22 protein-coding genes are annotated in these 23,425 nt (G+C 69.3%); 17 read left to right on the top strand and 5 right to left on the bottom strand.

Annotated elements, in window-relative coordinates; genetic code table 11:
- The 6 genes from WMI84_RS08825 to WMI84_RS08850 form a co-directional block, all read left to right on the top strand.
- On the top strand, positions 1 to 194 hold a 194-nt coding region (locus WMI84_RS08825), incomplete at its 5' end, for a hypothetical protein (RefSeq protein WP_347352280.1).
- Positions 195 to 283: 89 nt separating this feature from the next.
- Positions 284 to 1,318, top strand: coding sequence for an extracellular solute-binding protein (locus WMI84_RS08830; RefSeq protein WP_347352282.1), 1,035 nt, complete (start codon positions 284 to 286; stop codon positions 1,316 to 1,318).
- 67 nt (positions 1,319 to 1,385) lie between these two features.
- On the top strand, positions 1,386 to 2,330 hold the full coding sequence (locus WMI84_RS08835) for an ABC transporter permease (RefSeq protein WP_347352284.1): 945 nt from the start codon (positions 1,386 to 1,388) through the stop codon (positions 2,328 to 2,330).
- A complete protein-coding gene (locus WMI84_RS08840) occupies positions 2,327 to 3,145 on the top strand; it encodes an ABC transporter permease (RefSeq protein ID WP_347352286.1) in 819 nt (272 codons plus the stop codon). Before WMI84_RS08835 ends, WMI84_RS08840 begins: the two co-directional genes overlap by 4 nt.
- A gap of 59 nt (positions 3,146 to 3,204) precedes the next feature.
- Entirely contained in the window at positions 3,205 to 4,272 is a 1,068-nt protein-coding gene (locus tag WMI84_RS08845) for an ABC transporter ATP-binding protein (RefSeq protein ID WP_347352288.1), read from the top strand.
- Positions 4,273 to 4,398: 126 nt separating this feature from the next.
- A complete protein-coding gene (locus WMI84_RS08850; RefSeq protein WP_347352290.1) occupies positions 4,399 to 5,793 on the top strand; it encodes an FAD-binding oxidoreductase in 1,395 nt (464 codons plus the stop codon).
- Between the two features lie 73 nt (positions 5,794 to 5,866).
- On the opposite strand, the gene WMI84_RS08855 is transcribed toward WMI84_RS08850, so the two are convergent.
- From WMI84_RS08855 to WMI84_RS08865, 3 genes are all read right to left on the bottom strand, one after another.
- Positions 5,867 to 7,168 carry an amidohydrolase family protein gene (locus WMI84_RS08855; RefSeq protein ID WP_347352291.1) on the bottom strand — a complete coding sequence of 434 codons (1,302 nt, stop codon included), beginning with the start codon at positions 7,166 to 7,168 and terminating at the stop codon, positions 5,867 to 5,869.
- A 103-nt stretch (positions 7,169 to 7,271) separates the two neighbouring features.
- Positions 7,272 to 8,240, bottom strand: a complete 969-nt coding sequence (locus tag WMI84_RS08860) for an arginine deiminase-related protein (protein WP_347352293.1) — start codon at positions 8,238 to 8,240, stop codon at positions 7,272 to 7,274.
- Positions 8,241 to 8,245: 5 nt separating this feature from the next.
- A complete protein-coding gene (locus WMI84_RS08865; RefSeq protein ID WP_347352295.1) occupies positions 8,246 to 9,271 on the bottom strand; it encodes an ornithine cyclodeaminase in 1,026 nt (341 codons plus the stop codon).
- Between the two features lie 138 nt (positions 9,272 to 9,409).
- Between WMI84_RS08865 and WMI84_RS08870 the strand changes: the two genes are divergently transcribed.
- A complete protein-coding gene (locus WMI84_RS08870; RefSeq protein ID WP_347352297.1) occupies positions 9,410 to 9,841 on the top strand; it encodes an Lrp/AsnC family transcriptional regulator in 432 nt (143 codons plus the stop codon).
- A gap of 12 nt (positions 9,842 to 9,853) precedes the next feature.
- Here WMI84_RS08870 and WMI84_RS08875 read toward each other — a convergent pair whose 3' ends face one another.
- Positions 9,854 to 10,516 carry a TetR/AcrR family transcriptional regulator gene (locus tag WMI84_RS08875; protein ID WP_347352299.1) on the bottom strand — a complete coding sequence of 221 codons (663 nt, stop codon included), beginning with the start codon at positions 10,514 to 10,516 and terminating at the stop codon, positions 9,854 to 9,856.
- Positions 10,517 to 10,659: 143 nt separating this feature from the next.
- On the opposite strand from WMI84_RS08875, the gene WMI84_RS08880 reads away from it, so the two are divergent.
- The 4 genes from WMI84_RS08880 (at position 10,660) to WMI84_RS08895 (ending at position 17,108) form a co-directional block, all read left to right on the top strand.
- The gene (locus WMI84_RS08880; RefSeq protein WP_347352318.1) at positions 10,660 to 12,000 is read left to right on the top strand and encodes an extracellular solute-binding protein; all 1,341 of its coding nucleotides are present in this window, start codon (positions 10,660 to 10,662) and stop codon (positions 11,998 to 12,000) included.
- A complete protein-coding gene (locus WMI84_RS08885; RefSeq protein ID WP_347352300.1) occupies positions 11,997 to 12,920 on the top strand; it encodes a sugar ABC transporter permease in 924 nt (307 codons plus the stop codon). Before WMI84_RS08880 ends, WMI84_RS08885 begins: the two co-directional genes overlap by 4 nt.
- Positions 12,917 to 13,831, top strand: a complete 915-nt coding sequence (locus WMI84_RS08890) for a carbohydrate ABC transporter permease (RefSeq protein WP_347352302.1) — start codon at positions 12,917 to 12,919, stop codon at positions 13,829 to 13,831. Before WMI84_RS08885 ends, WMI84_RS08890 begins: the two co-directional genes overlap by 4 nt.
- Positions 13,832 to 13,955: 124 nt before the next feature.
- Positions 13,956 to 17,108, top strand: a complete 3,153-nt coding sequence (locus tag WMI84_RS08895; RefSeq protein WP_347352304.1) for a glycoside hydrolase family 2 TIM barrel-domain containing protein — start codon at positions 13,956 to 13,958, stop codon at positions 17,106 to 17,108.
- A 74-nt stretch (positions 17,109 to 17,182) separates the two neighbouring features.
- Here WMI84_RS08895 and arsM read toward each other — a convergent pair whose 3' ends face one another.
- Entirely contained in the window at positions 17,183 to 17,944 is a 762-nt protein-coding gene (gene arsM / locus WMI84_RS08900; RefSeq protein WP_347352306.1) for an arsenite methyltransferase, read from the bottom strand.
- A 173-nt stretch (positions 17,945 to 18,117) separates the two neighbouring features.
- On the opposite strand from arsM, the gene WMI84_RS08905 reads away from it, so the two are divergent.
- The 6 genes from WMI84_RS08905 (at position 18,118) to WMI84_RS08930 (ending at position 23,408) form a co-directional block, all read left to right on the top strand.
- Positions 18,118 to 18,369: a metalloregulator ArsR/SmtB family transcription factor gene (locus tag WMI84_RS08905; RefSeq protein WP_347352308.1), complete on the top strand. Its 252-nt coding sequence runs from the start codon at positions 18,118 to 18,120 to the stop codon at positions 18,367 to 18,369.
- A gap of 138 nt (positions 18,370 to 18,507) precedes the next feature.
- Positions 18,508 to 19,953 (top strand): aminopeptidase P family protein, encoded by a 1,446-nt coding sequence (locus WMI84_RS08910; RefSeq protein WP_347352309.1) that lies wholly within the window; start codon positions 18,508 to 18,510, stop codon positions 19,951 to 19,953.
- 38 nt (positions 19,954 to 19,991) lie between these two features.
- Complete coding sequence (locus WMI84_RS08915) at positions 19,992 to 20,981, top strand: long-chain fatty acid--CoA ligase (RefSeq protein WP_347352311.1); 990 nt, start codon at positions 19,992 to 19,994, stop codon at positions 20,979 to 20,981.
- Positions 20,978 to 22,120: a thiolase family protein gene (locus WMI84_RS08920; protein WP_347352312.1), complete on the top strand. Its 1,143-nt coding sequence runs from the start codon at positions 20,978 to 20,980 to the stop codon at positions 22,118 to 22,120. Before WMI84_RS08915 ends, WMI84_RS08920 begins: the two co-directional genes overlap by 4 nt.
- A complete protein-coding gene (locus tag WMI84_RS08925; RefSeq protein ID WP_347352314.1) occupies positions 22,111 to 22,809 on the top strand; it encodes an ABC transporter ATP-binding protein in 699 nt (232 codons plus the stop codon). The genes WMI84_RS08920 and WMI84_RS08925 overlap by 10 nt, the downstream gene beginning before the upstream one ends.
- Positions 22,806 to 23,408, top strand: coding sequence for an energy-coupling factor transporter transmembrane protein EcfT (locus WMI84_RS08930; RefSeq protein WP_347352316.1), 603 nt, complete (start codon positions 22,806 to 22,808; stop codon positions 23,406 to 23,408). The genes WMI84_RS08925 and WMI84_RS08930 overlap by 4 nt, the downstream gene beginning before the upstream one ends.
- Positions 23,409 to 23,425 lie beyond the last annotated feature (17 nt).

Genomic DNA, 23,425 nt, shown 5'->3' on the forward strand with positions numbered 1-23,425 from the left:
TGACCGGCCACCAACCCAAGTTCCAGGAGACTCGCGACAACCTCCTCGGGGCTGTGGGCAAGCGGCCGGGTCATGCGTATGATCGCCCCCAACGACCCTCGACCGACGCCCAGTTGACTACTGGTGCCAGCGCTGCCGCGCATGGCCGCGCGACGAACGAGTCAACATTTGAAAACGAAGGAGTTCTCTTGTGAAATACACGCATTGCAGTCTCGCGGCATTCTTGGTCTCAGGGACTCTTGTAATGTCGGCATGTGGTGGGTCAGGAAGTTCTGCTGCGCCGGTGCCGCCAATCACGAAACCGGTCGCAGGCGAAGTCGCCCAGGGAGTTCTCAAGGGTCACACGGTCACTTATGCTGCGGACGGTGGCACAACTCAAGACGCTCAGATGAAAGCATTTTTCACCCCCTTTGCGGAGACATCTGGCGTCAAGTTCAACCAAGACTCGCCGCAGACACTCGCAAAGATACAGACACAGGTCAACTCGAAGAACTATCAGTGGGACTTCGTATCAGCCACGGGTGACACGGTTGCACGCAACTGTGGCACGCTCTTCGAGAAGCTCGACATGACGAAGATAGACACGTCACAAGTGCCCAAGGACCTCCTCGGCTGGACCGCTTGCGGTGTACCGTCGATCGCCTACGCGATTGTACAGGTGTACAACACCGGTACCTTCGGTGCCAACGGTCCGAAGACGTGGGCGGACTTCTTCGACGTCAAGAAGTTCCCGGGTACTCGGGCGGTGTACAGCGGGGATGGTGTGATCGACAGTGCGACCGTCCAGGCTGCGTCGATCGCGGCTGGCTGGGACCCCGCTACACCGTTCACCGCTGACTGGGCCAACAAGGGCTTGGATACTCTCGAAAAGATCAAGGACAGCATCGCCTTCTACTCGACGGGATCGCAGGCGCAGCAGATGCTCGAGTCGGGTGAAGCCAAGATCGGTGCTGTCTGGAACGGTCGTGCGCTCGCTGCTGAGAAGAACGGCACCAAGCTGACGCCGACATGGGACCATTGGATTTCTATCGTCGACCAGTTTGCGATTATCAAGGGCACACCGAATGCTGAGGTCGCCTACTATGCGATCAACTATGCGATGGGCGCGAAGCAGCAGGCGAAGTGGACAGAACTTTCGGGTTACTCTCCTGTCAATTCGAAAGCAAAGCCACAGGTTGATGACCTCACGCAAAAGTACATCACGACGACACCGGATCGAGCGGCTACCTCGGTGCCGGTTCAACTCGACTTCTGGAAGGACACTGAGGCAGTGAAGCCACTTCAAGACCGGTGGAGCGCTCTGGTCGCGGGAGCATGATCGATGTGGCGGCAGCGCCGTGCGGCATCCCGCCACCAGGTCGCGAGCACTTGACGAATGGGGAGACATGAGCGACGCATCAAACACCCAACAGTTCCCAGCGCTTTCCCCCCGCGCCACTCGAGTTGAGAAAGCGGATGGCGCTCCGGGAAGAACACGTTCCAAAACGCACGGGACGCGCACCTTGTTGCTCGTTCTCCTCCCAGCCTTCGTGGTGCTTGCCGTCTTCTACTTCTACCCGATGCTGACCGTTCTTGTGGCGTCATTCACCGACCCGACACCCGGTCTACAGAACTTCGAGTGGTTCTTCGGCCAACGCGTGAACCTCGACGTGCTGTGGCGCACCGCCTTCATCAGTTTCTGGGCCACTATCATTTGCGTCGCCCTCGCGTATCCGTTCTCATACCTTATGTCGGTCGTTCGTCCTCGGACTCGCGGGCTGCTCATGCTGGTCGTCTTGGTGCCGTTCTGGACCAGCACGGTGGTTCGTACGTTTGCATGGGTGGTCCTATTACAGGATTCCAGTCCTATAGGCGACTTCATGAAGATATTCGGGGTCGAGTCCCTTGGCCTGATCCGCACTCCCGCAGCGGTGCTCATCGGCATGGCGCAGGTGCTGTTGCCGTTTGTGGTCCTGCCGATGTATGCGACCATGTCGAGAATCGACATGCGCCTGCTCACCGCCGCCCGCAGTCTTGGTGCGCGCCCATCGAAGGCCTTCTTCTCGATCTACTTGCCGCTCTCGCTTCCCGGTGTCGCCTCCGGTGCACTCTTGTGCTTCGTGATGGCGCTCGGCTTCTATATCACTCCTGCGATGCTTGGCAGCTCTCGAGACGCATTCCTGTCAACGCTCATCCAAGGACAGGTGCAAGGTCTCGCACAGTGGGGGCATGGCGCGGTGATCGGTTTCGTGCTCCTTGTTCTTACCCTCGGGATTCTGGGGGTTGCTGGGTACGTAGCTCGTAAGACGGGGGGCTCGGTGCAGGATATGGTAGGGGGAAGCAAGGCATGAACAACGAAACGCGGCCCGTGACGAAGCTGCTGTTGGGGCTGATAGCGGTCGTCGTTTCCATCTGGCTGATCGCGCCGATGTTCATCATCTTCCCCATCTCGTTCTCGGAGGACGCGAGCTTCAAGTTCCCACCCCGTGAGTGGTCCCTGCGCTGGTACAAGTCGTTCTTCACGGACTCCCAATGGCTGGACGCGCTCGGCCATTCGGTCCTGATCGGCGTGCTCGTTGCGATCTTCGCGACGGCATTGGGCACGGTTGCCGCGCTTGCGATCAATCGGTCGAAGAGTGGAGCCGCCAGGGCGGCTCAGACGTTGATGCTGACGCCCATGATCGTGCCCCCGATTATCGCCGGCGCAGGCGTTTACACGTTTTTCCTTCGCGCCCACCTTGTCGGCACAGTGTTCGGCTTCGTAATGGTGCACACCACTCTGGCGCTGCCACTGGTCGTGATAGCGGTTAATGCGTCGTTGTCGGGATACGACCGCAGCCTCGAACTCGCCGCGGCGAGCCTGGGAGCGGGGAGGATCAGGACTTTCTTCACTGTAACGATGCCACTCGTCGCTCCGGGGATGCTGGCAGGCGTTGTGTTTGCGTTCGTCACCAGCTTCGACGAGGTAATCGTTGCACAGTTCATGGTGAGCCCGACGTTGCAGACGCTGCCGATGATGATGTACACGAGTGTGACCCGCACCACGGACCCGACAATCGCGGCGGCCGCGGCGCTCATCCTCGCGGCAATACTGATCTCATTTGCACTCTATCAGTTCGTTGTTCTCCCCCTTTCGCGTCGATCGCGTGGTTCGAGCCAAGCGTGACGAACACCATGTTGTGGTTGACGCCCGAGGACATCGTTGACACCTAGACAGGAACAAGCATGAGCGACGATACGATTCTCAATCTGCAAGGGCTGACGAAGGCATACGGAAAAGCGATAGCCCTTGACAACATCGATTTAACCATCCGTCGAGGTGAGTTCTTGACCTTTCTGGGGCCCTCCGGATCTGGGAAGACGACGACGTTGAATCTAATTGCAGGGTTCATCGAGGCGACGTCGGGGACCATGGATCTGAATGGGGAGGCACTGGAGAAGCTGCGTGCCCATGAACGTAACCTTGGCGTGGTGTTCCAACATTATGCGTTGTTCCCCCACATGACTGTACGGGAGAACATCGCTTATCCGCTCAAGCAACGGAAGGTCCCAAAGGCGGAGCGTGTCGAGAGTGTGGACAGGGTCCTTCGGATGGTTCGTCTTGAACAGTATGCGAGTCGGTATCCGAAACAACTTTCTGGGGGGCAGCAGCAGCGCGTTGCGCTTGCGCGCGCCGTGGTCTACCGACCTCCGATCCTGCTCATGGATGAACCGCTCGGCGCGCTTGACAAGAAGCTCAGAGAGTGGCTGCAAGTTGAATTGCGCCGTATTCACCGAGAACTGGGCAGCACATTCATCTACGTGACACACGACCAGGAGGAGGCCCTAGCCCTCTCGGATCGCATTGCTGTGTTCAACGAAGGGCAGATCGAGCAGATAGGGACTGCTCAGGAACTATACAACGAGCCTGGTACGCTATTCGTGGGCCGGTTCATCGGAGAATCTAGCATCTTTGAGGGAGAAGTGAACGACGGTGTCTTCTCGGCGGGCGGAATGAGATTCCCATGCAGTTCAAAGGTGCCCAGTGGGCCAGCGGCGTTGCTGGTGCGCCCTGAGCATTTTTCGGTGTCAGCGACAGAGCCGTGTACGCTCGCGCCCGAGCTGACGAATCATATCGAAGGCGACGTCATAGACATGGTCTTCGTCGGCGCGACGATAAAGTACACCTTGAAGACCTCTATCGGTGAGGCCATCGCGCACGTCCCGGCCGTGGGCACTATGGAGCACGGTATCGGTGACCGAGTGACGATCGGCTGGTCGCCATCTGACGGCAAGGTGTTCGCGACAGGGTGATGCACTCCCGTGTCTCGGTCTGGCACCCAGCCGACGGAGCCGTGAACTGAGGAAGGCGTGGGAAGTATGAAGTTCTGGAGCCCGTGAACACGTCGCGGGTGGTGATGAAGAGAGTTGTTGCTGACTATGAAAGACGTGAGACCGCTGGTCAACGGTGGTGTTTCCTTCTGGGTGAGGGATGCAGGTCGGCCGGCGCCGCGGGCGTCCCTGCCCGGCCGCACGGAAGCGGACGTAGTGGTAGTGGGTGGTGGCCTCACCGGACTGTGGAGCGCCTATTACCTGAAGCGGGCGAGGCCTGAGTGGAGCGTCGTCGTCCTTGAGAAGGAGTTTGCCGGATTCGGGGCGTCTGGACGCAACGGAGGCTGGATGAGTGCCGAGCCTGTTGGACAGTTCCGCAGGTACGCCGCGAGTCGAGGCGTCGTGGCTGCCCGTGCTCTGCAGAGAGAGATGTTCCACGCAGTGCACGAGTCGGTCGACGTCGCCCGGCGTGAGGGGTTCGGGGAGAGCGTCGCCGAGAATGGGCTCATCCACGTCGCCACTTCGCGGCCGCAATTGGCTCGAGCTCGCGCGCAGGTGCGGGCCATGAAGGAGCAAGGCTGGGGTGAAAACGACGTCTCCGAACTGACCGCCGACGAGGTCACGCGCCGGATCTCGATCGCGGGGGCTCTCGGGGGTTACTCTACGCCGCACTGTGCGCGGGTGCACCCGGCCAAGTACACCTTTGGGCTTGCCGCTGTCGTTGAACGTCTTGGTGTCACGATCTATGAGCAGACGGAGGTCACGGCGATCCAACCGCATCGGGCGATAACTGTGCACGGCGACGTCACTGCGCGAGTCGTGGTACGCGCGCTTGAGGGTTACACGCTGAGCCTGCCCGATCTCTCCCGCAGGTTGCTGCCGATGAACAGCAGCATCGTTGTAACCGCACCCTTGACGGAGCAGGAGTTGGACCTGGTCGGTTGGAGCGCCGGAGAACTACTTGGAGACATGGCGCACAGCTTCAGTTATCTACAGAAGACGGCGGACAATCGGATCGCGATCGGTGGTCGCGGGGTGCCGTACAACTTCCGTTCTGGTTTCGACCGGGAGGGAAAGACGGCGGAGTTCGCGGTGGAACTGATCCGTGCACGGCTGACTGAACTCTTCCCTATGTTGGAGGATGTAGCGCTGGAACAGACTTGGTCGGGGGTGCTCGGTGTCCCCCGGGACTGGTGCGCGGCCGTCAACTACGACGCACGGACCGGACTTGCCTCCGCCGGTGGTTACACAGGGCATGGACTTAGTGGCACCAACCTGGCTGCCCGCACGCTGCGCGACCTCATCCTCGGCGAGGATACAGAACTGGCGCTGCTGCCATGGGTTGGCCGCCGTGCTCGGAACTGGGAGATCGAACCGCTACGGTGGCTCGGTGCGACGGCGTTGTATGCCGCTTACCGCTACGCCGATCGACGTGAATACGCTTCGCGTGGTGGAGCGACGAGCGCCGTCGCCAAGGTTGCGGATTTCATAAGCGGCCGTTAGGTCGTTAGCCGACTGTGCGAGGGCAACCGCCGCGCGCCGCGCCAAGCCTGCATGATCCGCGGGGCCGGCCGTCCTACCGAAGGCCCGCTTGGGCGCCGGTGGCATCCTTGACCACCACCCCGGCCTTCATGACCAGGGTGAAGTTCGCCGCGGCGTCGGCCAGCAGCGTGATGTCCTCCAACGGGTTGCCGTGCACCACGACCAGGTCCGCCGCGGCGCCCTCGGACACCACGCCCAGGGCGGCGGGGTAGGGGTTGCGGGGCCCGGACAGCGCGAGCAGCTCGGCGTTGGTCGCGGTCGCCATGGTGAGCACCTCGGCGGGGGTGAACCAGCGGGTCATCTTGGCCAGCTGCTTGCCCTGCTTGGCGGCCAGCGTCGCGTCGAACAGGGTGTCGGTGCCCCAGGCGACCCGGACGCCGTGCTTCTTCGCCAGCTCGAAGGCGTGGTCGGTGCCGGCCACCATCTGGTGGAACTTGCCCATGCTGGCCGCCGGGACCGGGACCGCGTCCTCGTCGTCGAGGAAGGGCTGCAGCGACCACCACACGTCGTGCTCGGCCATCATCGCCGCGGTCCGGTCGTCGAGCAGCTGGCCGTGCTCGATGCAGCGCACCCCCGCCCGGATCGCCTGCTGCACGGCGCGCGGGGTGTAGGCGTGCACCATCACGTAGGTGCCGTGGTTCTCCGCGGCCTCGACCGCCGCGTGCATCTCGGCCTCGGTGTACTGGGTGACGTCCAGCGGGTCGTAGGAGGAGGCGACCCCTCCGCCGGCCATCACCTTGAGCTGGGACGCGCCTTGCATCAGCTGTTCCCGGGCCGCCCGGAGCACGGCGTCGACGCCGTCGGCGATCGCCACCGCCCCGACGAGCTCGGAGTGGCTCAGCGAGCCGATGCGGCCGCGGGGGATCTCGGTGAGCATCCGGAAGTCGCCGTGTCCGCCGGTCTGGGAGATCATCGCGCCGGACGGGTAGATCCGCGGCCCGGGGAGGATCCCGGCGTCGATCGCCTGCTTCAGCCCGAACGTCGGGCCGCCGGCGTCCCGCACGGTGGTGAACCCGCGCTGCAACGTCTGCCCGGCCGCCGCACCCGACAGCAGGTGCACGAAGTCGACGTTTCCCATCAGCGCCGCCTGCAGCGGGCAGGCCGCGAAGGCCGAGTGCCAGTGCGCGTCGATCAGACCGGGGATCACCGTCCCGCCGTCCCCGTCGACGACCGTGCCCGGGGCGTCGGCCAGCTCCACGCCGGCCGGGGCGACCGTCTCGACCAGCCCGCCGCGGACCACGACCTGGGACGGACCGCCGACCGTACCGGCGTGGCTGTCGAAGACGCGGACGTTGCGGATGAGTGTGCCGGAGTCGGTCGTCGAGGTAGGAGCCATGGCCCGATCCTCCCACCGGCGACCGGGACTGCCCGCGCGACCCCTGCCGCCCACTGCGACCGGCCCCGCTACCGGCCGGACGTGAAGGCCGGCGCGCGGCCGCTCAGTGCCCGGCCGCGCCGACCGGTGACGGGGTGGCCGCGGTCGAGCGCCGCGCGTCGAGGTGGACCCCGACGACCATGCAGCGCACCGAGCCGCCCGCGAGCTCGATGGTCGGGACGTCGAGCGGCAGGATCCGGCAGCTCGCCTCGATCACCTCCAGCTGGTCCGGACGCAGGCTCGCCAGGCCACGACGCGAGATCGCGAGGATCCGACCGGTGGGGGAGCGCAGCTCGATCGCGTTGCCGGCGAAGTCGCAGACCTGCTCGTAGGTCAGGTCGACGACCGTCCGGCCGTACTCGCCGAGCCGCTCGGCAACCTCCGCCCGCCGCTCCGGCGAGGCGATCAGGCCCAGCCCGATGAGCGCGAAGTCGGTGCCGACGCACATCATGACGTTCGTGTGGTAGACCGGCACCCCTCGTGGGTCCACCGCGTCGAAGACCATCGGCTCGAACCCGAAGGTGGTGCAGAACCGTTCCAGGGCAACGGGGTCCGCACGACGCGAGCGGGCGACATACGCGACCCGGGAGGCGTGGTCGAGGACCATCGCCCCGGTGCCCTCCAGGAACACCCCGTCGCGCTCGAGCCCGGACGAGTCGATCACGTCCTGCACCCGGTAGTCGCGCTTGAGCGCCTCGATGATGTCCCAGCGCCGCTCGGTGCGACGGTTCTCGGCGTACATCGGGTGGACCGCGATCCGCCCGCCGGCGTGCGTGGAGAGCCAGTTGTTCGGGAAGACGCTGTCCGGGCGCGCCGGGTCCTCGTCGTCGAAGAGGTGGACCCGGATGCCCTCGGCCTCGAGCGCCGCCGCGACGCGCGTCACCTCCTCGTATGCCGCTGTGCTCAGCTCCGCCGCCGACGACCCGGGTGCGGGGTCGGCCACCTGGAAGACGTTGTCGGCGGCGGTCTGCGGGTTCGGGACGAAGTACCTGGGGCGGACGAGCAGCACCGCCCGCGGAGCCTGGGGTGACATCGTCATCAGACCGGCAGCGGGGACATGACCAGGCCGAAGAGGTCCTTCGGGTCGTCCGGTGCGGCGACGAGGTCGATCTCCTCGAAGAAGTCGGTGCCGTCGACGGCGTCGCGCAGGTAGCGCAGCGCGGAGAAGTCCTCGATGGCGAAGCCGACCGAGTCGAACAGGGTGATCTGCTCGGCGCCGGTGCGGCCGGGGCGGGCCCCCGTGACGACCTCCCAGAGCTCGGTGACCGCGAAGTCGGCCGGCTGGTGCTGGATCTCGCCCTCGATGCGGGTCTGGGGCGTGAACTCGACGAACACGTCGGCGCGGTCCAGGATCGCCGCCTCGAGCTCGGTCTTGCCGGGGCAGTCGCCACCGATCGCGTTCAGGTGGACGCCGGGCCGGACGTCGGCGTCGCTGAGGACAGTCGCGAACGCCTTGTCGGCGGTGCAGGTCGTGATCACCTCGGCGCCGCGCACCGCGTCGCCGGCGCTGCTCGCGACGGTGACCTGGAAGCCGAGCGGGGTCAGGTTGCGCACCGCCTTGTCCATCGCGAGCGGGTCGGTGTCCCAGATGCGCAGGGTGTCGATGCCGAGGACGGCCCGCATCGCGAGGGCCTGGAACTCGGCCTGGCTGCCCGAGCCGATCATCGCCATGGTCCGCGCCCCGCGGGGGGCGAGGTACTTGGCCGCCATCGCCGAGGTCGCCGCCGTGCGGAAGGCGGTCAGCAGGGTCATCTCGGACAGGAAGGTCGGGTAGCCGTTGTGGACGTCGGCCAGCACCCCGAAGGCGGTGACCGTCTGGTACCCACGCGCCGGGTTGGAGGGGTGCCCGTTGACGTACTTGAAGCCGTAGGTCTCGTAGTCGCTCGTCGGCATCAGCTCGAGGACGCCGAAGGGGGTGTGGCTGGCGACCCGGGGCGTCTTGTCGAAGGTCGGCCAGCGCCGGAAGTCGTCCTCGAGGTAGCCGACCATGCCGGCCATGATCTGCTCCGGGCCCTGTGCGGCCGCCCATCGCACCATGTTGCGGACATCGACGAAACGGGTCATGTGCGCGCTTCCTTCCTTCGGTCGTGGTGTGGTGTCTCGTAGCCTAGTGCTCGTCGGTATGCACAGTCGATTGCCAAGACGCCGAAGTTCTGACGAGCATATGTACATTCTGCTGAGGTCAACGCTACAGTCTGCTAGATGGCGACCTTGGACGAGCTTGACCGGCGCCTGATCGCCGCGCTGCGTGCCGACGGGCGGGCCCCGGTCGCGAGCCTGGCCCGCACCCTCGGGGTGGCCCGGGCGACCGTCAACAGCCGGATCGAGCGGCTCGTGTCGTCCGGCACCGTCATCGGCTTCACGGTCCGGGTCCGCGAGGAGCGCGACCCGCTCGCCATCCACGCGATCGCCCTGGTCGAGGTCGAGGGGCGCAGCACCGACCGGGTGATCCGGCAGCTGCGCGGCTTCCCCGAGCTCATCGCGCTGCACACGACCAACGGCGGCTGGGACCTCGTCGCCGAGATCCGCACCGAGACCCTCGCCGACTTCGACGGCGTCCTCGGGCGGATCCGTCGCATCGACGGAGTCGTCAACAGCGAGACGAGCCTGCTGCTGACCTCCGTGCTGCGCTGAACCCGACGGGGGTCAGTGGCCCGGGCCGGCCTCCGCTCCGTGGCCCGCCGGCCTGTCGCCCGCCGGTCCGACGTTCCCCTCCGGCCGGATGATCAGGGCCAGGTAGTCGGCCAGGCACGCCGCCATGTCGACGGACCGGTCCAGCAGCCACTGCGCCTGGATGCCGTCCCACAACGCGATGATCGAGGCGGCGGCCCGGTCGGGGTCGACCCCGTCGCGCAGCCGCCCGCGGGCGTCCAGCAGGCGCAGCTGGTCGGCGTACTCGTGCCGCAGGCTCTCGAAGCGGTCGCGGTAGTGGTCGCGCGCCGGATGGCCGTCGGTCATCGCCTCCCCGCACAGGATGGCGTAGAGCTCGACCAGGCCGGGGACGCGCTCGTTCAGCCGCGCCCGGTCGACGATCCGGGTCGGGAAGTCGCGCCCCTCCGACGAGCGCGGTTCGGTCCGGCCGAGCTCGTCGCGGCGCTCGAGCACCGCGAGCAGCAGGTGGCGCTTGGTCGGGAAGTAGTGCAGCAGGCTGGTCTGGCTCATCCCGACCCGGTCGGCCACGTCCTGCAGGGAGCCGCCCTGGTACCCGCGGGCCGCGAACACGTCCAGCGCGGCCTCGACGATGCTGCGGCGACGATCCGCGGACTTGGCGTAAGGCCCGCGGCGTCGCGACTGTCCGGTGGACCCCATGGCCGCTACCGTACCGATCACAGCCTCGTAACGAATATCGAGCGACCACTCGAAATTGTGCTACTGTTCACGCGCGGCCCACCCCTCGCGCCGCAGCAGGAGCCCTCGGCTCAGTGTGGATCTCACGATGGAGTGACATGCCCATGACACCGTTGACACGACGGCAGCTGTTGAAGCTCGGGCTGGGCGCGGCCGGCGCCACTGCGCTGGCCGGCTGTGCGACGCCGGGGATGACCTCGGTCAACGCGGCTGCGACGATCCCCGCGGCCGGTCCGGGCAACCCGGTCACGCTCACCTACTGGGCCTGGCTGAAGGACCTGCAGAAGGTCGCGGACATCTGGAATGCCAAGAACCCGCACATCCAGGTCCAGACCGTGTGGATCCCGGCGGGGGCCCAGGGCGGCTACCCGAAGATGTACTCGGCGCTGGCCGCGGGCGGCGGCCCGGACCTCGCGCAGATCGAGCTGCGCACCATCCCCGAGTTCCTGCTCGTCAACGGGCTGGTCGACCTGGCCCGGTACGGCGCAGCCGCGGACGCGGCCACGTTCGACCCCACGCTCTGGAAGCAGGTGTCCTTCACCGGCGGGATCTACGGCATCCCGCAGGACTCCGGTCCGATGGGCACCTTCTACCAGACCGAGATCTTCGAGGGCGTCGGCGCCTCGCCGCCGACCACGTGGTCGGGCTGGGCCGACGTGGCCGCCGAGCTGCGCAAGAAGAAGGTGTACATCGACGTCTTCCCCCTGTCGGACCCGAGCGTCTTCACCTCCTACGCCATCCAGGCGGGCGCCACCTGGCTCACCCCGAAGGAGGACGGCTGGGTCATCAACATGCAGGACGACGCGACCATGTCGACGGCGAGGTTCTTCGACGCGGCGCTGGACAAGGACCTGGTCTCGACCGCCTTCGAGGCGTACTCACCGGCCTGGTTCGCCGCGTGTGCGAACGGCTCCATCGCCTCGCTCACCGACGCCAGCTGGGCCGACGCCCTGATCGAGGGAGTCGCCGGCGGCAAGGGCAAGTGGCGGGTCGCGCCGATGCCGAAGTGGGAGCACGGCGGCTACGGCTCGAGCGTGCGCGGCGGGTCGACGACGGCGGTACTGGCCAACAGCCGGCACCCCCGGGAGGCGCTCGAGTTCGCGGTCTGGCTGAACGGCTCGGAGGAGGGGATCAACGGGCTCATCGAGAACTGCGGCATCGGCTGGTCGGCCAACCCCAAGTTCATCGGGACCTCCCGCAAGGAGCCGTCACCGTTCTTCAGCGGGCAGGACTACAACCAGGACGTGTTCGTCCCGGCCAGCACCGAGCAGAACCCGGACTGGTCGTGGTGGCCCATCACCCAGCAGTCCCTCAACATCCTCGCCGACCAGTTCCGGCGCAAGCCCGGCGGACAGACGCTCGTCGACGGCGTCGCCAAGGCCGAGGAGCAGATCATCACCGTGTTCCGGAACAAGGGGCTCAGCATCCGCAAGGAGGGGTCATGACCGCGCCCGCACGAGACAGGGCCCACCCGGGTGGCCGCAGGACCGGCGAGCAGCGTGCGCCGTGGATCCTGCTGGCGCCGTTCCTGCTGATCTTCCTGTTCACCTTCATCCTGCCCATCCTCGCCGCCGTCGGCGCCAGCTTCATGCAGGTGACCCGGAGCGGGCTGTTCGGCGAGGCGGGGGTCACCCAGCAGTTCGCCTGGTTCCACAACTACGCCCTCGCCCTGGGTGACGGCAGCTTCATCGCCTCGATCGGGCGGATGTTCCTGTTCGGCATCGTGCAGGTGCCGATCATGATCGTGGCCGCCACCATCCTCGCGTTCCTGCTCGAGTCGGCGTCGGCGCGCTGGCCCAGCCTGTTCCGGGCCGCCTACTTCATGCCCTACGGGGTGCCCGGCGTCATCGCGACCATCCTGTGGACCTTCCTCTACGTCCCAGGCCTGAGCCCGATCATCGACGTCGCCGCCTGGATGGGGATCGACATCGACTTCCTCGGCCCCGGCACGGTGCTGTGGTCCATCGCCAACATCGTGACGTGGAGCTACACCGGCTACAACATGCTCATCATCGTCGCCCAGCTCAAGTCCATCCCCGGCGAGCTCTACGAGGCGGCCCGGGTGGACGGAGCGTCCCCCTTCCGGATCGCGCGCAGCATCCAGGTGCCGCTCATCGCCCCGGCGCTCATGCTCACCACCGTCTTCTCCATCATCGGCACCCTGCAGCTGTTCGCCGAGCCGCAGGTGCTGCAGACGGTCTCGCCGGCGATCGACAGCCAGTACACGCCCAACCTCAGCGCGTACACGACGGCGTTCGCCTACAACGACTACAACGTGGCCGCCGCCCAGGCGGTGCTCATCGCCCTGGTCGCCTTCATCCTCTCCTTCGCGTTCCTGCGCCTGACGAACAGGAAGGGCCAATGACCTCCACGAGCCTGACCAAAGAAGCACCCGGCACCACGGCCGCTCCGAAGAAGAGCCCGCAGCACGGGGCCGGCACCCGCGCGTCGACGAAGATCATCGTCACGGCGATCCTGGTCATCGTCGCGGTGTACTTCCTCGTCCCCGTCTACTGGGTGATCGTCGCCGCGACGAAGACCACCGGCGACCTGTTCTCCACCAACGGCTTCTGGTTCGGCAACACCTTCGCCCTCTGGGACAACCTCCGGACGGTGGTCACCTACGACGGGGGCATCTTCGTCCGGTGGTTCCTCAACTCCATCCTGTATGCCGGCGTGGGTGCGCTGCTGGCCACCTACCTGGCGGCGGCCGGGGGGTACGCGCTGGCGAAGTACCGGTTCCGGGGCAACAGCGTCATCTTCGGGACGGTCCTGGGCGGTGTCCTGGTGCCCGGCACGGCCACCGCGCTGCCCCTCTTCCTGCTGTTCAGCCAGCTCGGGCTGGCCAACACGTACTGGAGCGTGCTGATCCCCTCGCTGGTCTCCCCGTTCGGCCTGTTCCTCTGCCGCATCTACGCCGAGGCGACCGTGAACGACTCGCTGCTCGAGGCCGCCCGGCTCGACGGCGCCGGAGAGCTGCGCATCTTCCACGTCGTCGGGCTGCGCATCCTGACCCCGGCCCTGGTGACGGTCTTCCTGTTCCAGCTGATCGGCATCTGGAACAACTACTTCCTGCCGCTGGTCATGCTGTCCGACACCAAGCTCTACCCGATCACCCTCGGCCTGAACAACTGGCTCAGCCAGGTCAACCGGCTGCCCGAGTTCTACCAGCTCACCACCGGTGGCGTGCTCCTGTCGGTCATCCCGCTCGCGATCGCCATGATCGTGCTGCAGCGCTTCTGGCGCGGTGGCCTGACCGAGGGCTCCGTCAAGTAGGCCCGCCCGTCCGGGCCGGCGACGGGACACACTGGAGCAGGCGCCGTGCCGGGGCGGCACGAACCCCGCCCCGGCCGGCGACATACGAACCGGCGACATACGAAGGGGAGGCGCGGCGAAGAACATGACCTACGTCGAAGAGATCGGCCCGGGGCGCGGTGCGCGCCGGGCCGCTCGGTCGTGGCTGCACACCGACGCACCGACCCTGTCGCTGGCCGGGCAGTGGCGCTTCCGGCTGCTGGCCGGCGTCCCGGGGCAACCCGGTGCCGGGGGAGTGCTGCCGCCCGGGGAGTCGCCCGAGGACATGGCCGCCGAGGGGTTCGACGACGCGGGCTGGGACGGGATCCGGGTGCCGGCGCACTGGGTGCTCGAGGGCGACGGGCGATACGGCCGCCCGATCTACACCAACGTCCAGTTCCCCTTCCCGCTCGACCCGCCGCACGTGCCCGACGACAACCCGACCGGCGACTACCGCAGGGGGTTCGAGCTGCCGGACTCGTGGTCGGCGGCGGCCGCCGTCGTGCTGCGGTTCGACGGGGTCGAGTCGCGCTACAGGGTATGGGTCAACGGGGTCGAGATCGGCGTCGGCACGGGCAGCCGGCTGCCGCAGGAGTTCGACGTCACGGCCGCGGTGCGCCCGGGGGCGAACACCATAGCCGTGCGCGTGCACCAGTGGTCGGCGGACAGCTACGTCGAGGACCAGGACCAGTGGTGGCTGCCGGGCATCTTCCGGGAGGTCACGCTGCAGGCCCGCCCGGTCGGCGGGATCGAGGACGTGTGGGTCCGGGCGGGCTTCGCCGCCGACGGAACGGGCTGCCTCGTGCCGGAGGTCACCGCCGCGCCGGACGCCTACCCGGTCACCCTGCGCGTCCCCGAGCTCGGCATCGAGACCCGGTGGGACGGGCCGCAGGACGTGCAGCCCGTGGCGGCCGGCCAGGTCGAGCCGTGGTCTGCCGAGGTGCCCCGGCTGTATGAGGTCACGGTGGCCTCCGCCGCGGAGAGCGTCTCGCTGCGGGTCGGCTTCCGGACGGTCCGCATCGAGGCCGGCCGGTTCCTGGTCAACGACCGGAAGGTCGTGTTCCACGGGGTGAACCGGCACGAGTCGCACCCCGACCACGGCCGCGTCTTCGACGCGGAAGTGGCACGCGCGGACCTGATGCTCATGAAGCGGTTCAACGTCAACGCGATCCGCACCAGCCACTACCCACCGCACCCGCAGTTCCTCGACCTGGCCGACGAGCTCGGGTTCTGGGTCATCCTCGAGTGCGACGTCGAGACGCACGGCTTCGAGCGCGAGGGCTGGGCCGGCAACCCCAGCGACGACCCGGCCTGGCGCAGCGTCTTCCTCGACCGGATCGAGCGCACCGTGGAACGCGACAAGAACCACCCGAGCATCGTCATGTGGTCGCTGGCCAACGAGTCCGGCACAGGGCAGAACCTGGCCGCGATGGCCGCCTGGGTGCAGGCCCGAGACCCGGAGCGGCCGGTCCACTACGAGGGCGACCACGCCGGCGCCTACACCGACGTGTACTCCCGGATGTACGCCCCGGTGCCGGAGGTGGCCGCGATCGGCAGCGACGGGTCGCGGTCCCTGCTGCTCGGCTGCACCGCACCCGAGTCGGCCCGGCAGCGCACCAAGCCGTTCCTGCTCTGCGAGTACGCCCACGCCATGGGCAACGGGCCCGGGGCCCTCGACCAGTACGAGGACCTGGTATGGCGCCATGCCCGGCTCCACGGCGGCTTCATCTGGGAGTGGCGCGACCACGGGCTGCGTGCCCACGACGCGGCCGGCACCGAGTTCTTCGCGTACGGCGGCGACTTCGGCGAAGGTGTCCACGACGGCAACTTCGTCATGGACGGCCTGGCGCTGACCGACTCCGCCCCCACGCCCGGCCTGTTCGAGTACAAGCAGGTCGCCGCGCCGGTCCGGCTGGCCGTGCTGCCGGGCGCCGAACGCGCCGCTGCCGTCGGCGCACAACCGGAGGGGTCGGGGCTACGGGTCGTGGTGACGAACCGGCGGCACACCGCCGACACGGGCGACCTCGAGTTCCGTTGGCGTGTCGAGCTGGACGGCGAGCCCGTGCAGCGCGGGGTGCTCGACGCCCTGCCCGTGCCGGCCGGTGCGACGGTGAGCGTCCCGCTGCCGAGCATCGACGTGGCACACCACACCGCCACGGCGTCAGGGGAGCTGTGGCTAACGGTGGAGGCCGTGCTGGGTCACGACGTGCCGTGGGCCCCGGCGGGGCATCCGGTCGTGTTCACCCAGCACGACCTGACGCCACCAGCGCCCCACGACGACAAGCGGTTCCGCATCTCCCGGCGTCCCGGCGCCGAGCCTGCGCAGGTTGGCGCCGCTTGGACGGATGCGCGCCCGGCCCGACACGGCCGGCGCCCCGTGGTGGACCACGTCGTGCTCGGCCCGGCCGAGTTCGAGCACGGGCACCTGACCCGGCTCGTCGGGCTCCCGACGACCGGACCCAGGCTGGAGCTGTGGCGGGCCCCCACCGACAACGACCGCCTGGACAGCCAGGGCTCGTACGAGCGGGTCGACCCGTGGGTCGACAACGGCGCCGGGCTGCCGGCCCCGCCGCACGCGGACGTGTGGCGGGCAGCCGGGCTGGACCGGCTCGGTGCCCGGGTCGAGCAGATCGCCCACGACGAAGGCCGACTGCTGGTCCGGCGCCGGTGGTCGGCCGCGAACGAGCGGGCCGGCGTCGTCACGGCGGAGGAGTGGCGGCTGCTCGACGACGGGCTGTGGCTCCACGTCGACATGCTCCCCAGCACCGGCTGGGACATGGTGTGGCCGAGAGTCGGCGTGCGCTTCGACCTGCCCGGCAACGTCGACGGGGCAACGTGGTTCGGTACCGGCCCGTTAGAGTCCTATCCCGACAGCCGCAGCGCCGCCCGGGTGGGCCGCTTCACCGCCTCGCTCGACGAGCTCAACGTGGGCTACTCGCGCCCACAGGAGACCGGACACCGCAGCGACCTGCGCTGGCTCGCCGTCGCCGTCGACGGTGAGCCGTGGCTGCACCTCGACGCCGCGGCCGACAGCCAGGGGCGCCGCCCCGGTTTCACCCTGACGCCGTACACCGCCCAGCAGCTCGACCGGGCCCGGCACCCGCACGAGCTCACCCGGACGGACACGACCCACCTGTACCTCGACGCGGCGCAGTGCGGGCTCGGCTCACGCTCGTGCGGCCCGGACGTGTGGCCCGACTTCCTGCTCCGGCCGCAGGCCCGGACCCTGTCGATCCGGTTCCGGGCGGCGCAGGCGTAGCCGGCCGGGCCGCCGCACCGGGTCATGCGACCGCGCGCGGGTCGCCGCACCCGACGTGAGGGGACCGGACCGGCTCAGCCGCGGACCGCGCGGATGATCGCGGACCGGGCGTGCTCGTGTACCCGGTGCGTCGGCTGCACCTGCACGTCGGTCCACCCGGCGCGGACGAGCGCGTCACGGTAGTCCTGCTCGGTCAGGGCCCCGGCGATGCAGCCGGTGTAGGCCGCCAGGTCCGCACGCGTCGCCTCGTCCATGTCGACGTCCGCGACCACATCGGAGACGGCGAACCGGCCGCCCACCCGGGTCACCCGGGCGGCCTCGGTCAGCACGAGGTCCTTGTCCGCCGCGAGGTTGATCACGCAGTTGGAGATGACCACGTCGACCGAGCCGTCGGGCAGCGGGATGTCCTCGAGGTAGCCCTGTCGGAACTCGACGTTGGTCACGCCGGCCTCGGCGGCGTGTCGGCGAGCCAGCTCGAGCATCTCGGCGGTCATGTCGAGCCCGATCACCCGGCCGGAGGGTCCGACCCGCCGGGCCGAGATCAGGACGTCGCCACCGGCACCGGACCCGAGGTCGAGCACCGTCTCGCCCTCCCGAAGGTCGGCCACCGCCGTCGGGACACCACACCCGAGCGAGCCGTCGAGGGCGGCACCTGCCGCCGCGGCTTCCTCCCCGGGGTAGAGGCTCGCGCCGAAGACGTCGGCCTCGTCCGGTGGCCGGGTCTCCGGAGCACAGCAGCCCGGGCCGCACGAGCCGGCTCCGCTCAAGGCGATCTGGCGAGCGGACTCGGCGTACCGGCGCCGGACCGTCTCACGGATGTCGGTGGGTCCGGTCATGGGGACCACTCCTGTCCTTGGTTCGATGACTGTCGATACAGGACAGGTTGCATCGTGGATTCGACACTTGTCAATATGGAGTCGTGGTCACGTCAATGCCGGTAGGGCAGGTCCGCGCGAGGTGTGCTCCGTGTGCCGCTGCGCCCGGGCTGTCGGCCGCCGATGCCGAACGCGTGGCCGGGATCCTCAAGGCACTGGCCGACCCGGTCCGGCTGCGGCTGTTCTCCAGCATCGCGGCATGCGCCGACGAGATCTGCGTCTGCGAGATCCCGGACGTGGGCGTATCGCAGCCGACGGTGTCGCACCACCTGCGCAAGCTGCGCGAGGCCGGGCTGATCGACTCGCAGCGGCGCGGCACCTGGGTCTACTGCCGGGCCACCGATCTGGGCAGCAGCCTGCTTCGCTCGGTCGACGCGCTGACCTGACCGGGCGGACGCACGCCGGCCCGGCGGCATACCCCTTCATTGGGTATGCCGCTGGGCCTGGCTCCAGCGCAGCGGAACCCGCCGCGTCGAGGAGCGTCAGCCTGCATCCGACCGCAACCGCTACGGTGGGACGGCACGATGGACGCGCAGGGCGAGGTGGGAGCTGGGATGATCGAGGCGGCTGCCGTGAATGGGCGGGTGGGCAGCGTCGGGGCCGGCGCGCTCGAGACCGGTCGCGGCCTGCCGCCGCGGTTGGCCGAGGTCCCCGGCTTCGTCGCGTTCATGGGGACGGGGTGGGGCCAGCCGGATCGGGCCGCCAGCCTCGCTCCCGGTGCCGCAGCTGCGGCTGCGACACACCGGGCTCGGCTGTCGGCGGCCCTGCCCGACGAGACGGTCGTCGTGCGCGCCGGCACCGCCCCGATGCGCAGCAACGACAGCGCATACGACTTCAGGGCCGACAGCGACTTCGTCTGGTTGGCCGGGGCCAGCATCGAGGATGCGGTCCTCGCGATGACCCCGGCCGCCGGAGGCCACGATGCCGTGCTCTACATTCCGCCGCCGGCCCTACCCGGGGTGCCCGAGTTCTTCGCCGACGCGGCGCACGGGGAGCTGTGGGTCGGCCCGGTCCCGGGGATGGCCGAGTGGTCGGCCGCACTCGACCTGCCGGTGCGGCCGCTGGCGCAGCTACCCGAGGAGGTCGGTTCCGCCGCACCGGACGACGAGGCCGTGCTGCGCCGGGTGCTCGCCGAGCTGCGGATGGTCAAGGACGCCTGGGAGATCGAGCAGCTGCGCCAGGCGGTCGACGACACGGTGAGCGGCTTCGCGGCAGTCCTCGCGGAGGTGCCACGGGCGATGACGGGGCCCGGGGAGCGTTGGCTCCAGGGCACTTTCGACCGGCACGCCCGTACGGTCGGCAACGGTCCGGGCTACGCGAGCATCGTCGGCGGCGGCCACCACGCACCGACCCTGCACTGGGTGCGCTGCGACGGTCCGGTCACCGACGGCGAGCTGCTGCTGCTCGACATGGGCGTAGAGACCCACACGCTCTACACGGCCGACGTGACGCGAACCTTCCCGGTCTCCGGCCGCTTCAGCGAGGCCCAGCGTCAGGTCCACGACCTCGTCGAGCGCTCGCACCGGGCCGGACTCGCGGCCGTCGGACCCGGCCGGGAGTTCACCGACTTCCATCACGCCTCGATGGAGGTCATCGCCACCGGCCTGCACGACTGGGGACTCCTTCCGGTGTCCGTCGACGAGGCGCTCGCCCCAACCGGCCAGCACCACCGGCGCTGGCTGGTCTGCGGCATCGGACACCACCTGGGGCTCGACGTCCACGACTGCGCGCAGTCCCGGCCGGAGGCCTACGATGGCGCCCGGATGCGACCGGGCATGGTCCTGACCGTCGAACCCGGCCTCTACTTCCATGCCCACGACGAGCTGGTGCCGCCGGAGCTGCGCGGCCTCGGCGTGCGGATCGAGGACGACCTGCTCGTGACGCCGACCGGTGCCGAGGTGCTCTCGAGCGCCCTCCCACTGGACGCGCCCGGCCTCGAGGCCTGGATGGCTCAGACCGTCCCGGGCTAACTACTCTGGACGCGAGGCGAGCGCGTGAGGAGGAAGCCGTGGAGGTGGTGCGCCCGGACGAGCACGACGATCCGGTCGCTGCGGTGCTGGCCGCGCACCGGATCGGTGCGGTGCTCGCGTTGGCGACCTCGGGGACGTCGGGGACGGCTCGGCGGGTGCTGCGCTCGACGAGCTCGTGGTGGGCCGGCTTTGCCGCCTACTCGCGGCTGTCGCGGGTCGCTGCCGGGGCACGGGTGTGGCTGCCGGGGCCGGACACGTCGACGATGGTGCTCTTCGGGGCGGTCCATGCCGCGGTGGTGGGGGCGGCTCGGGTGCTCGAGCCGGGCGTGGCGACACATGCCTGCCTGACACCTGCGCAGCTCGAGCGGCGGGGCGGCGACCTGCCGGCCGGGACGATGGTCGTCGTGGCCGGCGCACACCTGCCGGGTCGGGCGCTCGCGGCTGCGGTCGATCGCGGCCTGGGTGTCGCGCACTACTACGGTGCGGCCGAGCTGAGCTTCGTCGCTGCGGGCGAGGGGGCGGGTGGCCTGCGCCCGTTCCCGGGTGTCGAGATCGACCTGCGAGACACCCCGGCTCCGGGCACGATCTGGGTGCGCTCGTCGTGGGTGTGTGACGGCTACGAGGGGCCGCCGGGGGCGCTGCTGCGGGACGGGGACTGGGCCAGCGTTGGCGATGTGGGGCGGCTGCGTGACGGCGTGCTCGAGGTGCTCGGCCGGCCGGACGCGGTGACCACGGCCGGGGCGACGGTGCTGGTGGCCGACGTCGAGGCCGCGCTGGCTCCGGTCGCGCACGGCCCGTTCGCGGTCCACGGCCTCCCGCACGAGAGCCTGGGGGAGGTGCTCGCCGTGACCGTGGTCGATCCCGCGGATCGGGCGCGGCTGCAGGATGCCGCACGGCGACTGCCCGCGACGCATCGCCCGCGGCGGTGGCGGATCGTCGGGGCGTTGCCGGTGACGGCGGCCGGCAAGCTGGACCGGGGCGCCCTGTCGGGCGAGGCGGCCCTCGAGCGGGTGGGGGGCCGGTCGTGAGCGCCGTGATCGTCGCCGCCCGGCGCACCCCGATCGGCACGGCCGGGCACGGGCTGGCGGCGGTCCCGGCGGCCGACCTGGCTGCCGCGGTGCTCGGCGCCGTGGCCGGCGACGTGGGCCGGGTGCCGGATGAGGTGCTGCTGGGCAACTGCATGGGACCGGGCGGCAACGTGACCCGGGTCGCCGCGCTGAGCGCCGGCCTGCCGGATGCGGTCCCGGCGCTCACGGTGGACCGGCAGTGCGCGAGCGGTCTCGCGGCGATCGAGCTGGGTGCGCGGCTGGTGCAGGCCGGTGCGGGCATGGTCATCGCGGGTGGTCTGGAGAGCGCGTCGAGCGCGCCGTGGCGGATGTGGCCGCCGCGCGACGGTGCCGGGCCGGTGCGTTACGAGCGCGCCCCGTTCGCGCCCGAGCCGCGGGATGTCGACATGGGGCGGGCGGCCGACCTACTTGCGCTCGAGCGTGGCGTCTCGCGCGTCAGACAGGACGAGTATGCCGCTCAGTCCCATGAGCGGGCTGTGGCGGCCCGCGAGCGTGGCGAGTTCGACGAGGAACTCGTCCCGGTCGGGGGCCTTGGCCGTGACGAACGGCCGCGGGCCGGTCTGGGGGTGGCGCAGCTCTCGCGGTTCCGGCCGGTCTTCCGCGATGGCGGGACGGTGACGGTGGGCAACTCGTGCGGCATCAACGACGGTGCCGCGGCGGTGGCCATGGTCCCCGAGGAGTGCCTCGCGACGAGGGGTCGTGGCGCGACCGGTGGCAGCGTGGTCGCGGGCCTGCGGGTGCTCGGCGCGGCGAGCGTCGGGGTCTGCCCGGAGCGGCCCGGTATCGGGATCGTGCCCGCGGTCCGGGCGGCCCTGACCCAGGCCGGGCTGGGGCTGGACGAAGTCGACGTCATCGAGTTCAACGAGGCGTTCGCCGGTCAGGTCCTGGCCTGTTACGACGAGCTGGGGATCGACCCGGCCCGGGTGTGCCGCGATGGTGGCGCGTTGGCCCTGGGACATCCGTGGGGCGCGAGCGGCGCGGTGCTCGTGGTGCGGTTGTTCACCCAGCTCGTGCGGCGTGGCCGCGGCCGGGTCGGGCTCGCGGCCATCGCTGCGGGTGGGGGGCAGGGCACTGCGCTGGTGGTGGACACGTGCCGGTGATCGAGTTCGCGGGGGTCAGCCACGCGTACCAGGACGCGACCGGGCAGGCCAGGACCGTGCTGCGCGAGGTGAGCGTCCGGTTGACCGAGCACCGGGTCGGGGTGATCGGCGCGAACGGCTCCGGCAAGTCGACGTTCGTGCGGATGCTCAACGCGCTGGTCGTGCCGAGCTTCGGCAGCGTGCGGGTCGACGGGCTCGACACGGCCCGCGAGGCCCGCGCGATCCGGCGCCGGGTCGGGTTCTGCTTCACCGATCCGGACGCGCAGATCGTCATGCCGACGGTGCAGGAGGACCTCGCGTTCAGCCTGCGCCGCCGGCACCTGCCCAAGGAGGAGGTCGCCCGCCGCGTCGAGGCCGCCCTCGACACGTACGGCCTGGCCGCGCACCGCACGCAGCCGGCGCACCTGCTCTCCGGGGGCCAGAAGCAGCTGCTCGCGCTGGCGGCGGTGCTGGTCACGGATCCGGCGCTGGTGGTCATGGACGAGCCGACCACGCTGCTCGACCTGGCCAACGCGGTGCGGGTCCGGGAGCGGGTGCGCGCCCTGGCGCCGCAGGTGGTGCTGGTCACCCATCACCTTGACCTGCTCGAGGAGTTCGACCGGGTGCTCGTCTTCCACGAGGGGCGGCTGGTGTTCGACGGGGGGCCGGCTGCCGCGGTCGCGCACTACCGGGGGCTGGTGCTGACATGACGGTGCTGGCCACCTACGTCGAGCGCGACTCGCCGGTGCACCGCCTGCCGGCCGGGGTCAAGCTCGGTGGGCTCGTGGTGATCGCCGCGCTGACCGTCTTCCTGCGGGACTGGTGGCAGACGGCCGCGCTGCTGGTCCTGGTCGCTCTCCTGTATGCCGCCGCGCGCATCCCGTGGCGTGCCGCGGCCGCGCAGCTGCGGCCGGTGGCCCTGCTCGTGGCCGGGATCGGGGTCTTCCAGGTGCTCGTCGCGGGATGGGAGCGGGCCGTGCTCGTCTGTGGCGGGATCACCGCCCTGGTCGCGCTGGCGGCGCTGGTCAGCCTGACCACCCGCACCGACGCGCTCGTCGAGGTGGTCGTGGGCCTGGCCGGCCCGCTGCGCCGGTTCGGGGTCGACCCGGAACGGGTCGGGCTGCTCGCCTCGCTCGGGATCAGGTCCGTGCCCGTGCTCGTCGGGCTGGCCCGCGAGGTCCGCGACGCCCAACGCGCCCGCGGCGCCGCGACCCGCCCGGTCGCGTTCCTGGCCCCGCTGATGGTCCGCAGCCTGCGACACGCCGACCAGGTCGCCGAAGCCCTCGCCGCCCGCGGCATCGACGACTGAGCACGGCATGCTCGCCC

It is taken from the genome of Intrasporangium sp., from assembly GCF_039812505.1.
GTDB lineage: Bacteria > Actinomycetota > Actinomycetes > Actinomycetales > Dermatophilaceae > Intrasporangium_A.

Excerpts from the sequence above, each read along its gene's own strand:
- WMI84_RS08930 (WP_347352316.1), top strand. The coding sequence starts at position 22,806 with ATGACGGTGCTGGCCACCTACGTCGAGCGCGACTCGCCGGTGCACCGC.
- WMI84_RS08870 (WP_347352297.1), top strand. The coding sequence starts at position 9,410 with ATGGCGACCTTGGACGAGCTTGACCGGCGCCTGATCGCCGCGCTGCGT.
- WMI84_RS08910 (WP_347352309.1), top strand. The coding sequence starts at position 18,508 with ATGGACGCGCAGGGCGAGGTGGGAGCTGGGATGATCGAGGCGGCTGCC.
- WMI84_RS08865 (WP_347352295.1), bottom strand. The coding sequence starts at position 9,271 with ATGACCCGTTTCGTCGATGTCCGCAACATGGTGCGATGGGCGGCCGCA.
- WMI84_RS08850 (WP_347352290.1), top strand. The coding sequence starts at position 4,399 with ATGAAAGACGTGAGACCGCTGGTCAACGGTGGTGTTTCCTTCTGGGTG.
- WMI84_RS08840 (WP_347352286.1), top strand. The coding sequence starts at position 2,327 with ATGAACAACGAAACGCGGCCCGTGACGAAGCTGCTGTTGGGGCTGATA.
- arsM (WP_347352306.1), bottom strand. The coding sequence starts at position 17,944 with ATGACCGGACCCACCGACATCCGTGAGACGGTCCGGCGCCGGTACGCC.
- WMI84_RS08875 (WP_347352299.1), bottom strand. The coding sequence starts at position 10,516 with ATGGGGTCCACCGGACAGTCGCGACGCCGCGGGCCTTACGCCAAGTCC.
- WMI84_RS08845 (WP_347352288.1), top strand. The coding sequence starts at position 3,205 with ATGAGCGACGATACGATTCTCAATCTGCAAGGGCTGACGAAGGCATAC.
- WMI84_RS08895 (WP_347352304.1), top strand. The coding sequence starts at position 13,956 with ATGACCTACGTCGAAGAGATCGGCCCGGGGCGCGGTGCGCGCCGGGCC.
- WMI84_RS08890 (WP_347352302.1), top strand. The coding sequence starts at position 12,917 with ATGACCTCCACGAGCCTGACCAAAGAAGCACCCGGCACCACGGCCGCT.
- WMI84_RS08860 (WP_347352293.1), bottom strand. The coding sequence starts at position 8,240 with ATGTCACCCCAGGCTCCGCGGGCGGTGCTGCTCGTCCGCCCCAGGTAC.
- WMI84_RS08835 (WP_347352284.1), top strand. The coding sequence starts at position 1,386 with ATGAGCGACGCATCAAACACCCAACAGTTCCCAGCGCTTTCCCCCCGC.
- WMI84_RS08880 (WP_347352318.1), top strand. The coding sequence starts at position 10,660 with ATGACACCGTTGACACGACGGCAGCTGTTGAAGCTCGGGCTGGGCGCG.
- WMI84_RS08885 (WP_347352300.1), top strand. The coding sequence starts at position 11,997 with ATGACCGCGCCCGCACGAGACAGGGCCCACCCGGGTGGCCGCAGGACC.
- WMI84_RS08855 (WP_347352291.1), bottom strand. The coding sequence starts at position 7,168 with ATGGCTCCTACCTCGACGACCGACTCCGGCACACTCATCCGCAACGTC.